Source organism: Gammaproteobacteria bacterium, from assembly GCA_009838035.1.
Lineage (GTDB): Bacteria > Pseudomonadota > Gammaproteobacteria > Steroidobacterales > Foliamicaceae > Foliamicus.
Window position 1 is genome coordinate 38,207 of record VXSK01000004.1, and the last position, 12,070, is coordinate 50,276.

Annotated in this window: 9 protein-coding genes; all 9 read left to right on the forward strand. The window is 65.6% G+C overall.

The features are described from left to right. The first annotated feature begins 4 nt into the window (after positions 1 to 4). Complete coding sequence (bamA, locus tag F4Y72_04145) at positions 5 to 2,431, forward strand: outer membrane protein assembly factor BamA (GenBank protein MXZ27476.1); 2,427 nt, start codon at positions 5 to 7, stop codon at positions 2,429 to 2,431. Positions 2,432 to 2,484: 53 nt separating this feature from the next. Then, entirely contained in the window at positions 2,485 to 3,018 is a 534-nt protein-coding gene (locus tag F4Y72_04150) for an OmpH family outer membrane protein (GenBank protein MXZ27477.1), read from the forward strand. A 21-nt stretch (positions 3,019 to 3,039) separates the two neighbouring features. Beyond that, the gene (lpxD, locus tag F4Y72_04155) at positions 3,040 to 4,077 is read left to right on the forward strand and encodes a UDP-3-O-(3-hydroxymyristoyl)glucosamine N-acyltransferase (protein MXZ27478.1); all 1,038 of its coding nucleotides are present in this window, start codon (positions 3,040 to 3,042) and stop codon (positions 4,075 to 4,077) included. Continuing rightward, positions 4,077 to 4,856: an acyl-ACP--UDP-N-acetylglucosamine O-acyltransferase gene (lpxA, locus tag F4Y72_04160; protein ID MXZ27479.1), complete on the forward strand. Its 780-nt coding sequence runs from the start codon at positions 4,077 to 4,079 to the stop codon at positions 4,854 to 4,856. Before lpxD ends, lpxA begins: the two co-directional genes overlap by 1 nt. Continuing rightward, positions 4,853 to 6,001 carry a lipid-A-disaccharide synthase gene (lpxB, locus tag F4Y72_04165; GenBank protein ID MXZ27480.1) on the forward strand — a complete coding sequence of 383 codons (1,149 nt, stop codon included), beginning with the start codon at positions 4,853 to 4,855 and terminating at the stop codon, positions 5,999 to 6,001. Before lpxA ends, lpxB begins: the two co-directional genes overlap by 4 nt. A 39-nt stretch (positions 6,002 to 6,040) precedes the next feature. After that, positions 6,041 to 6,646, forward strand: a complete 606-nt coding sequence (locus tag F4Y72_04170) for a ribonuclease HII (protein MXZ27481.1) — start codon at positions 6,041 to 6,043, stop codon at positions 6,644 to 6,646. Next, positions 6,627 to 10,130 (forward strand): DNA polymerase III subunit alpha, encoded by a 3,504-nt coding sequence (gene dnaE / locus F4Y72_04175; GenBank protein ID MXZ27482.1) that lies wholly within the window; start codon positions 6,627 to 6,629, stop codon positions 10,128 to 10,130. Before F4Y72_04170 ends, dnaE begins: the two co-directional genes overlap by 20 nt. A gap of 62 nt (positions 10,131 to 10,192) precedes the next feature. Next, complete coding sequence (locus tag F4Y72_04180; protein ID MXZ27483.1) at positions 10,193 to 11,149, forward strand: acetyl-CoA carboxylase carboxyltransferase subunit alpha; 957 nt, start codon at positions 10,193 to 10,195, stop codon at positions 11,147 to 11,149. A gap of 20 nt (positions 11,150 to 11,169) precedes the next feature. Then, the gene (locus F4Y72_04185; protein ID MXZ27484.1) at positions 11,170 to 12,069 is read left to right on the forward strand and encodes a DUF1838 domain-containing protein; all 900 of its coding nucleotides are present in this window, start codon (positions 11,170 to 11,172) and stop codon (positions 12,067 to 12,069) included. Position 12,070: the final 1 nt, after the last annotated feature.

The following is a 12,070-nucleotide window of genomic DNA, read 5'->3' on the forward strand; positions in this document are numbered from 1 at the left end:
GCGGATGCGAAGGTATTTGATTGACACGGCACTGGTGGCGGCGGCAGCGGTCGTGTTCGGTTTTGCACCGGTGTTTGCGAAGGCGCAGGAAGAGGCGTTTGTCGTTCGGGACATCCGCATCGAGGGCCTGCAGCGCATCTCCGAGGGCGCCGTACTGAATTACCTGCCCGTGAACATCGGCGACACGCTGGACGCGGCTTCCGTGCGCCAGCTGATAAGGGGACTGTACGCGTCGGGCTTCTTCGCGGATGTCGAGTTTCGGCGCGACGGGGACGCGCTGCTTGTGGCGGTGCGCGAACAGCCCACGATCGAATCGCTGCTGATCGAGGGCAACAAGGACGTCAAGTCCGAGGACCTGAACCGGACACTGTTCGACAACGGCATCTCCGAAGGCAGCCTGGTCAAGCCGTCGGTTCTTGAGGAAGTGGAGCTCTCGCTGACCGACCTCTATTTCGGGCGCGGCAAGTACGGCGCCGAAGTCAACGTGGACGTGACGGAACTTCCCGACAACAAGGTGGACGTGGTCATCGACATCACGGAGGGCGACCGCTCGCGTATCCGCCAGATCAACATCGTGGGCAACGAGCTTTTCACGGACAAGGAACTGAAGAAGGATTTCGAGCTGAAGACGCCGAACTGGCTGTCCTTCATCCGCCAGGACGACCGCTACTCGCGCGAGGCGTTGCAGGGCGACCTGGAAAAGCTGCGCTCGCATTACCTGGATCGCGGTTATGCCGACTTTCAGCTGCAATCGACCCAGGTGACGCTCGCGCCCGATCTGAAGGACGTTTTCATCACCATCAACGTTCGTGAAGGCAGCAATTACACGGTATCGGAGGTCAAGCTGGCCGGCGATTTCGTCGTGGACGAGGCCGAGTTGAACCAGTATGTGCTGCTCAAGCCGGGAATGCGCTTCTCGCAGCGGCTCATCACCCAGAGCAGCGAACTGATACGCCTGCGCCTGGGCCAGGAGGGATACGGTTTTGCCGAGATCGTGCCGGATCCGGAGATTGACGAGGATGCCGGCGAGGTAGCGGTGACTCTGTGGATCCAGGCAGAGCGGCGCGTGTACGTGCGGCGCATCACCTTTGACGGGGCGTCTTCGATCGAGGACGAAGTGCTGCGGCGCGAGCTGCGCCAGTTCGAGGGCGCCTACCTGTCCAACGATCTGCTGGAGCGATCCAAGATCCGGCTGCAGCGGCTTCCGTACCTGGAGGAGGTCGATTTCGAGACCCTGCGGGTTCCGGGCTCTCAGGACCAGGTGGACGTCGTGTTCAGCCTGACCGAACGGCAACCGGGCGAGTTTCAGGGCTCGGTGGGTTACACCGGATACTACGGGATGCAACTGAGCGGCAGCGCCGTGCATTCCAACCTGTTCGGCCGCGGCAACCGGCTTGCGATCGGACTGACGGGCACCAGCTATTCGCGGGTCTACAACCTTTCCTACACCGATCCCTACGCGACCATGAACGGGGTCAGCATTACCGGTGGGCTGACCTACCAGAACTACACGCAGTTCTTCAACGCCGCTTCGGACCTGGACACCACCACGGCATCGGCCTCGACCGAACTGAGCTACCCCATTACCGAATACCAGAGCGTGATCCTCGGGGCGACGCTGCAGCAGGCCGACCTGATCACGACAAGCTTCAGCAACGAGCAGTCCCGGCAATGGGTGCAGGCCAACGGCAAGCCGTACGAGCGCGAAGTCGTCAACCCGGTTACCGGGCAGCCCGACGTTTACTACGGTTCCAAGTTCGCCAGCCTGGAGTTGCTGATGGGCTGGCTCTATGACAGCCGCAACCGGGTGCTGTTCCCCGACCGGGGCATGCGCCACCGCCTTTCGCTGTCGGCCACGATTCCCGGCAGCGACGTCGAGTATGCGACCGCGCGCTACCAGTACACGCAATACCTCGGCATTCCGGGACTGCGCCGCTGGTTCAGCCTCAGGCTCAATGCCGACGTCGGCATTTCCGAGGCCTTCGGCGACACGAGCGCGGTGCCGCCCTACAAGCATTTTTACGGCGGCGGACCGGATTCGGTGCGCGGTTTCAAGGAATACCGCCTCGGACCCAAGGACCGTTTCGGCAACGCCTATGGCGGCAACATGCTGGTTACCGGCCAGGTCGAGTTGATCCTGCCGCTGCCCGAGCGCTTCCGCCAGAGCGCGCGCCTGGCGGCCTTTTTCGACGTGGGCAACGTGTTCTCCACTTCGGACCTGGAGTTCTTCGACCGCCAGGGAAATCCGTTGAGTTACGACTTTGACACAAGTAAACTTAAGCGTTCCGTCGGGATTGGTGCGGAGTGGCTGGCGCCTTTGGGGCTGTTGAGATTCAGCTTTGCCGCGCCGCTGAACGCCGATCTCGAGACCGACCGATTTTGGGGGGACGAGGTGGAACGCTTCCAGTTTTCCCTGGGCGGCGCGTTCTAGATCCTGTTGCGTCCTCCCCTATCCCTTTGGAAACAAGAGGCTTTTTTCAGACAATGAACATCACAAAGAACCTGCTCCTGGGCGCCGCTTTGAGTGCGCTTGCGGCCGGAAGCGCACTGGCCCAGGACACCGCCCTGAAGATCGGATTCGTCAACCTGCCTTTGCTGACTGTGGAGTCGCCGCAGGGTCGCGAGGCCCAGGAAAACATCAGTGAAATGTTTGCGGGTCGGCAGCGGGACCTGAATGCCAAGCAGACTCGGCTTGAGGAGTTGGAAGAGACCTACGAGCGCGACAGGGAAACCATGGGCACCGAGCAGCTGCGCACCGCCGAACGGGACATCATTGCTCAGAGGCGGGAGATTCAGCAGATGGGCCAAGCTCTGCAGGAGGATTTTCAGTTGGAAAACCAGAATCTCGAGCGTGACTTGAGTGCGATATTCCTGAGCCACGTGCGCCAGGTGGCCGAGGAGAACGACTACGACCTCGTCTTGAGTGGTGGTGTGGTGCACTTCAGCGATGCGGTCAACATCACTCCGCAGGTTCTCGGCGCCCTGCAGGAAACCTACAGCAGCGAACAGCAGGACTAGTGTCTGCCGGCCGCGAAGCTGATGCAGCGGCGTTCGCATCACGAGCGGGGACTGACGCTTAGCGAACTCGCCCGGCGTCACGAATGCCAACTTCGCGGAGAGCCCGGCGTGCGGGTTCATCGCGCTTCCACGCTTGCGGGCGCCGATGCCGGCAGCGTGGCCTTCTTTCTCAACCAGGCGTACCTCAACGATCTTCGCTCGACCGGGGCGGGCGCCGTGATCCTCAGCGAACCCCACGCCGCCGAATGCCCGGTAGCGGCGCTGATCACGCCCGACCCGTATCGCGTTTTCGCCGGCGTGGCCGACGAGCTGCACGAACTGCTGCCGCCCGCGGCCGGAATTCATGCCGACGCCACGGTGTCTGCCGATGCGAGCGTGGACGAAACCTGCGAAGTGGCGGCCGGGGCGCGCGTGGCCGCCGGCGCCGCGTTGGCCCGCGGCGTTTACATAGGACCCAACGCGACCGTGGGACCTCGGGCGCATATCGGCGCGGACAGCCGGATCTTGGCGAACAGTGCGGTTTGCGAGGGCGTGACCATAGGAAAGCGGTGCCTGGTCCACCCCGGCGCCGTGCTGGGATCGGACGGTTTCGGCAACGCCCCGGATGCAGGCGGGCGCTGGCGCAAGATACCGCAACTGGGGGCCGTGCGTATCGGCGACGACGTCGAGATCGGCGCCAACACCACGATCGACCGCGGCGCCCTCGAGGACACGGTGATCGGGGACGGGGTGCGTCTGGACAACCTGATTCAGATCGGACACAACGTGCATATCGGGGAGCACACGGCCATGGCCGCCGGGTGCATGATTGCCGGGAGCGTGAAGATAGGGCGCCGATGCCGGATCGCGGGCAATGTGGGCATGGCGGGCCACATTGGGATTTGCGACGACGTGGTGCTGCTGGCGCGCACCGTGGTCACGCGCCCGATCCGCAAACCCGGAGCCTATGCGGGTTCGATGACGCCCATGGAAGAGGTTTCGAGCTGGCGCCGCAATGCGGCGCGCTTCAAGCATCTGGACGCCCTGCACCAGCGGGTGCGGCGCCTGGAGCGTTCGTAGTGACGGAAGTTCACACAACCGCGATCGTTTCCTCGCGCGCGGACCTGGCCGCCGACGTGGAAGTCGGTCCCTATGCCGTAATCGGACCGGAGGTGGAGATCGGCCCCGGCTGCAAGGTCGGCTCCCACGCGGTCATCGAAGGGCCCACGCGCCTGGGTGCGCGCAATGTAATCCACCCCCACGCGGCCATCGGGCGCGATCCGCAGGACCGCAAATTCCGCCCGGGAGAAACAAGCCGTTTGGAAATCGGCGACGACAACACGATTCGCGAGTTCGTGACCATCAATCGCGGCACCGAGGACGGGGGCGGAGTCACCCGGGTGGGGAACAATTGCTGGCTGATGGCCAGCGTTCATATCGCGCATGACTGCGTGCTCGGCGACGACGTGGTGATGGCCAATTTCGCCAGCCTTGCGGGCCATGTCCGCGTCGGCAGTCACGTAACCATGGCGGGGTTTTCGGGAGCGCATCAGTTCTGCCGGATCGGCGACTACGGTTTCGTCGGGATCTATGCCGGGATTACCCGCGACGTTCCACCGTACGTGCTGGTGGCGGGACAGCCGCCCAGGCCGCGCGGGGTCAACGTGATAGGACTTCGGCGCCATGGGTTCACCCCTCCCCAACGGGCCAATATCGAAAGGGCCTACCGCACGCTTTACCGCAAGGAGCTGAGCCGCGCCGAGGCGACCGAAATCATTGCCGAAGCCGCCCGGGAACAGCCGGAGTTGACGCCGATGACGGAGTTTCTGGCCGAGTCCGGGCGCGGTCTCTTGCGTTGACGCCTACTGACCGGGCCCTGCGGATAGCGGTGGTCGCCGGCGAGGCCTCCGGCGATCGCCTGGGCGCGGGACTGATTCGCTCCCTGCGCGCCGGGCCGGTGGAGGTGGAGGTGGCCGGCGTTGCGGGTCCTGCAATGCGCGAGGCGGGCTGCAGGGCCATGCTCGATTCGTCGGAATTCGCGGTCATGGGCCTGGCCGAAATCGTCCGCCACCTGCCGCGCCTGTGGATGCTACGCCGCCGGTTGCTCAGGCGGCTCGGCGAGTTTCGCCCGGACGTTTTTGTCGGCGTGGATTCTCCGGAACTCAACCTGAGGCTGGCCGGGCGCCTGAAGCGGCGTGGCGTGCGCACCGTGCAATACGTATGCCCCTCGATTTGGGCCTGGCGCTCCGGCCGGGCACGGCGCATCCGCCGCAATTGCGACCGGGTGCTGTGCCTGCTTCCGTTTGAACCGGCCCTGCTGCGCGAAAAAGGCGTGGAAGCGGTATTCGTCGGTCATCCGATTGCCGATGAGCAAGCGCCTGAACGGAGGGGATCGCCTCCCGCCCGCAAGGACGACCTGCTCGTGGCCCTGTTGCCCGGTTCGCGTAGTTCGGAAATTAGCCGCATCGGCCCCCCGATCGCGCGCGCGGCCGCGTGGCTCAAGGAGCGCCGGCCGGGCGTGCGCTTTTCCACTGCCGCCACAAGCGGACAGGGCCGGGAGCAATTCGACGCGATCCTCAGGCGCTTCGCGCCCGGCGTCGAGGTGAGCCGGGAGTCCGTAAACGCGCGAAATTTGCTGGCACGGGCCGATCTGGCCGCGGCCGCTTCCGGCACGGTTACGATGGAGGCCATGGTGTGTGGTTGTCCGCTGGTGGCGGTTTACCGGGTTGTGCCGCTGACGGCCTGGATTGCGCGAGTCTTCCGTCTTCTGAAAACGCCTCACATCGCCCTGCCCAATATCCTTGCGGGACGCAAACTGGTTCCCGAACTGCTGCAGGAGCGGGCCCGTGGCGAGACGGTGGGGGCCGAGCTGCTGCGTCTGTACGACGATCCTGGTGCCCGTCAGACGATGCGCGCCGAATTCGCCGGTCTTTCCGAATCGCTGGGGCGGGGCGTCAATGACCGCGCGGCGCAGGCCGTCCTGGCCCTGGCGAAGGCCGGCTGACTCGTGCGGGGGCCTGCCATGGAACTCCCGGCGGCGAGGATGTCCGGGATTCTGGCCGGAGTGGATGAGGCGGGCCGCGGCGCCCTGGCGGGGCCCGTTGTCGCCGCCGCCGTCGCCCTTCCCGCCGGACGGGACATTCCCGGCGTCCGCGACTCCAAACTGCTCTCGCCCGCGCGGCGCGCGGTGCTCGAGGAAGCCATTCGAAGCGGTTGCCTGGCCTGGTCGGTGGGAATTGCGGTAGTGGAGGAGATCGATCGACTCAACGTCTTGCGCGCCAGCCTGCTGGCCATGCGCCGGGCGCTGCTTGGCCTGTCCGGCAGGCCGTCGCTGGTGCGGGTGGACGGACCCTACCTGCCGGAAATGCCGGCGAGCTGGCGCCGGGGTATCGAACTTGAGGCCATGATCGGTGGAGACCGGCGCTGCCCGCTCATCGCCGCCGCTTCCATCGTGGCCAAGGAACGTCGGGATCGTTTGATGCGGCGCCTGGATCTCAGGTGGCCCGGATATCGCCTGGCCGAACACAAGGGTTACGCAGTGCCCGCCCATCGCGCGGCCCTCGAACGGCTGGGTGCAAGCCCCGCGCACCGCCGCAGTTTCCGGCCGGTCCGCGCCGTCGCCCCGGCTCATGGCGGGAACAGGCCCTGAACCGCCCATGGAACCGACCGCTCCATTCGTCCATCTTCGCCTGCACTCGGAATTCTCGCTGGTGGACTCGGTGCTGCGCATAAGCGGCGGCGAGGGCGGCTTTTGCCGCGCGGTGCGGGAACGGGGAATGCCCGCCGTTGCCCTGACCGACCTCAACAACATGTTCGGGGCGGTACGCTTTTACCGGGCGGCGCTTGACGCGGGAGTCAAGCCCATTCTTGGCGCGGACCTGGATTTCGGCCGGCCGGAGGATGGGACCCGGCCCGGGCGGATAACGTTCCTGTGCCGGAACGCCACGGGTTACAGAAACCTGCTGGTCCTGCTTACGCGCATGTACCTCGAACTGGAACCGCGCGGCGCCCCCGCGCTCATGGGGGAATGGCTGAACGCCGAGGGCCTGGATGGCCTGATCGGGCTGATCGGCCTCGACAGCGCCGCCGGGCGCGGGCCCGAGGCGCGCCGGGAGCGCGAGTGGATACTGGCCTTGCGCAGGCTGTTGGGGGGCGGCCTCTTTCTGGAGGTGAGCCGGCTGGGCCGCCCGGGCGAGACGGAGCTGACGCAGCGAACGGTGGAACTCGCCAACGCGGAAGGCATCCCGCTGGTGGCGGTCAACGACGTTCGCTTCCTGGACAGCGGCGAGTTCACGGCGCACGAAGCGCGGGTGTGCATACACCGGGGCGAAACGCTGAACGATCCGCGGCGCGAGCGGCGCTACACGCCTCAGCAATTCCTGAGGAGTCCGGCCGAGATGGCCGAGTTGTTCGCCGACCTGCCGGAGGCCTTGAGCAATACCGTGGCCATCGCCCGCGCCTGCACGGTGGAACTGGACCTGGGGGAATCGAGGCTGCCGAAGGCGCGGGCGCCCGCGGGCCTGAGCGAATGGGAATTTCTCGAGCGGGAGGCGCTGACCGGCCTGAAACGCCAGCTCGGCGTCGGCGCAGGCGAAGGCGCGGATGCGGAGCTGCCCACGCATTACACCGACCGCTTGAACGCCGAACTGGAGGTCGTGCGGCGCATGGACTATCCCGGCTACTTCCTGATCGTCGCCGATATCGTGCGCTGGGCGCGCGATAACCAGGTGCCGGTAGGTCCGGGCAGGGGATCGGCGGCCGGTTCGCTGATCAGCTACGCGCTGGGCATCACCGCCATCGATCCTCTGCGCTACGGATTGATCTTCGAGCGCTTCCTGAACCCGGAGCGAATTTCAATGCCGGACATCGATATCGATTTCTGCGCCGAACAGCGCGAACGGGTCCTTGAGCATGTGGCCGAGGAATACGGGCGGGACCGGGTGGCGCAAATCATCACGTTCAATCGCCTGGCGGCGCGCGCCGCCATCAAGGACGCGACCCGGGTCCTGGGTCATCCGCTCGGCCTGGGAGAACAGATCGCCGGTCTGATCCCCGCGCTGCCCGTGGGCGTAACCATCGAGCAGGCGATGAAGGACGACCGGGAACTGAGTCACTTGTACAACACCGACACCGAGGCGCGCGCGGTCATCGACCTGGCGCTGCAACTGGAGGGCCTGCCGCGCAATTCCAGCACCCACGCGGGAGGCGTCGTGATCGCTCCGTCGGAGTTGATCCAATTCACGCCGCTCTACCGCCAGGAAAGCGACGCGCCGACGGTCACCCAGTTCGACAAGGACGACATCGAATCGGTGGGGCTGGTGAAGTTCGATTTCCTGGCCCTGAACGACCTCACCACGATCACCCGCACCGTGGAGGAGGTCAATTGCGCCCGCCGCTCGGCGGACGAGCCGCCCATCGACATCGCCCGGCTGCCGCTGGACGATTCGAGGGTGTACGAACTCCTGCGCAACCTGCGTACTCGCGCGGTTTTCCAGCTCGAGTCGCGCGGCATGCGCGACCTGATCCGCGACCTGCGGCCGGACCGCTTCAGCGACATGATCGCGCTTGTGGCGCTGTTTCGTCCCGGTCCGCTGCAGACCGGCATGGCGGACACCTACATCAAGCGCAAGCACGGCCAGGAGTCGGTCGATTATCTTCACGATGACCTGCGTGAACTCCTGGGCGAAACCTACGGCGTGATCCTCTACCAGGAGCAGGTCATGGAGATCGCGCGCCTGATCGCCGGCTACAGCTTTGCCCAGGCGGACGTGCTGCGCCGCGCGATGGGCAAGAAACTGAAGGACGAGATGGCGGATCAGCGCTCGGTGTTCGTAAAGGGCGCCCTGAAGCACGGACTGACCCGGGGCAAGGCCGAGCACATCTTCAACCTGATGGAGACCTTCGCCGGCTACGGTTTCAACAAGTCGCACTCCACGGCGTATGCCATCGTCGCCTACCAGACGGCCTGGCTGAAGGCGCACTATCCGGCCCAGTACATGGCGTCCACGATGACCACCGACATGAGCGCGCATGACCGCCTCTACTGGATGACGCAGGAGTGCCTCGCCCTGGGGCTCGCGGTCAAGCGGCCGGACGTGAACCGCTCGCATGTGGGGTTCAGCGCCGTGGACGACAAGGCCGTTCGCTGCGGGCTGGGCGCCATCCGCGGACTGGGCCAGGCCGCGGCCCAGGCCATCAGGGCCGAACGCGAAGAAAACGGGCCCTATACGGGCATAGCGGATCTGTTTTCGCGAATCAGCGGCGCGGGGCTGCACCAGCGGCAGGCTGAAACGCTGGTTCGATCGGGCGCCCTGGACAGCTTGTGCGCCAACCGGGCCGCGCTGATACGGGTGTTGCCCGCGGCGCTCGCGGCAGCGGCGCAGGCGGCCCGCGACGCCGAGAGCGGGCAGGAAGGCCTGTTCGACGACGGCGGCGATCAGCCGATGCAAATCGAGATTCCCGACGTGCCGGAATGGGGTCTCCGGGAACTGCTGGACGGGGAGCGCCGGAGCCTGGGGTTCTGCCTGAGCGGCCACCCGTTCGATGAATGCCGGGACGAGGCGCGCGTCCTCACGGGCGGCGCGCTGCGCGAAATACTGGATCGATCGCAGCCGGGCCCGCGGGATGAGCGCGACGCGCCGGACGTTACGGTGGCCGGCAGCGTGTTGCGCAAATGGCGCAGATCCGGCGCCAATTACTTCGACCTGGACGACGGCGCCACCCGGCTGCCCGTACGTTTGCCGCGGTGGGACGCGGGCGCGCCGCCCGGTCGACTGATCACGCCCCATTCCCTCGTGCTGGTGAAGGGCCGCCTGTCGCGCCTGCAGCGGGGTTCGCTCATGCTGTTTGCGGACTCGGTGGAGCCGCTGGACGACGTGATGGAAGAGCGCGCCCGGCTGCTGTTGCTCGACTGTCGCGCGGCCGAAACGCCGGCCGAGACCTTCACGCAGCTCAAGGATCTGCTGCGCCCGCACGTGCCCGGCGGAACGCAGGTTGTCGTGCGGTATTCCGGCCCGGCCGCCGCCGGCAGCCTGCGCCTGGGCTGTCACTGGAACGTGCGCGCAACCGGTGGTTTGCGGCATGCCCTGGGTCAGTCGCCGGTAATCAGCGAGTTCAATATTCGCTACGCCTGACGCGGCGTTCGCACTGATAAGGGCTTACAATCGCAGGCCCGGCCTGGTCGGACGCACTGCGTATGGATTCATTTCTTGACTTCGAACAGCCCATCGCGGAGCTGGAAAGCAAGATCGAGCAACTGAGGTTTCTCGACAACGATTCCGGCGTGGACGTGGCCGCCGAGATTCAGCGGCTTCAGCGCAGCAGCCGGTCCGTGACCCGCAACATCTACCGCAAGCTGACGCCGTGGCAGACGGCGCAGGTGGCGCGGCATCCCAAGAGGCCCTACTCGCTGGACTACATCGCCGGGATGACCGGCGAATTCCAGGAATTGCATGGCGATCGCATGTACGCGGACGACTACGCGCTGGTGGGTGGGCTGGCCCGGATCGAGGGCGCGCCGGTGATGCTGATCGGCCATCAGAAAGGGAGGGATACGGCCTCGAGGGTGCGGCGCAACTACGGCATGACGCGCCCGGAGGGCTACCGCAAGGCGCAACGGCTCATGCAGCTTGCCGAGAAGTTTTCGCTGCCGGTGGTCACTTTGATCGATACGCCCGGCGCCTACCCGGGAATCGGCGCGGAGGAACGCGGCCAGAGCGAGGCCATCGCCTCCAGCCTGAGCTGCATGGTGGGACTGAAGACCCCCATCATCAGCGCGATCATCGGCGAGGGAGGCTCCGGAGGGGCGCTGGCGATCGGCGTGGCGGACGTGGTGATCATGATGCAATACAGCATCTACTCGGTGATTTCACCGGAAGGCTGCGCCAGCATTCTCTGGAAGAGCGCGGAGCACGCCACCGAAGCCGCCCAGGCCATGGGCATCACGGCCAGACGGCTGCAGAAGCTCAAGCTCGTCGACGAAGTGCTGGACGAGCCCGTGGGCGGCGCCCACCGCGACCCTACCGCCGCGATAGCGAGCCTCAAGAAGGCGATCGGCAAGCACCTGCTCAAGCTGACCCGCCTGGAACCCGCCGAACTGCTGGAACGCCGCCATCAGCGATTGCTCCAGTACGGCGTCTACCGCGAAGCCTAGTCCGTGTATCGGGAGGAAATATGAACACAAACTTCAATCGCCGTTCGGTATTGGCAGGTGCGCTTGGCGCGCCGTTTCTGGCCGGGCTGGCCACCGGGGCGCACGCGGACGAGTATTCGGGACTTACCGATCTCGATCTCAGCGACGATGAAATGCTGCACTACTTCGTCAAGCTGCGCAGCAGCCTCGACGACCGGGTGACGATGGGCTGGGTGGACGCGGTCAACTATGCGTTCATCGACGGCGTGACTCACCCGATGTACCGGCTGCTTTCGACCACCATCCGCCAGATGCGGAAGGTCAACGACAGCCTCTACAAGAGCGTCTCGCTGGAAGTCGCGATGTACATGGACATCGAGACGGGCGAACTGCTGGACAAGCTGACAATGCCGGTTACCGGCAACGTGGTGGACGTGCCCCTGTACCGCGCCGGTCCGTCGCACATGGACATGACGGTTCGCGCCGAGGACACCAACGACTTCACCATGCAGCAGGAAACGGTCGACGGCGAGTCCTTTTTTGCCACGGGGCAGGTCGAGAGCCAGCGCTTCATCAGTCTGCCGCAGCTGCGCGGCGACGACTTCTACATTCGTCAGGACATCAGTGCGCGGGTGTTCCCGGCAGGTGAGTCGAGACCGAGCTTCTTCTACCGCGAATGGACGATCAACCAGGGCAGCTGGGCGGCGCTTTCCGATCCGTCGCTCGCCTCGGTGCCTGTGGACGTGGCCTACATCGCCAACACGGCATTCCGGCCGTGGATGCAGATGGGCGATACCCCCGGGCATACGGTGCAGAACGGCAGGGGCGGCAAGGCCTTCGGTCCCGACGAATTGCCGGTCGAATTGCACCGCCTGGTGAAGCTCCATCACCCCGACCTGATCGAGGACCCGCGCGGGGTCCTGGCGGGAGAAGCCGCATAGG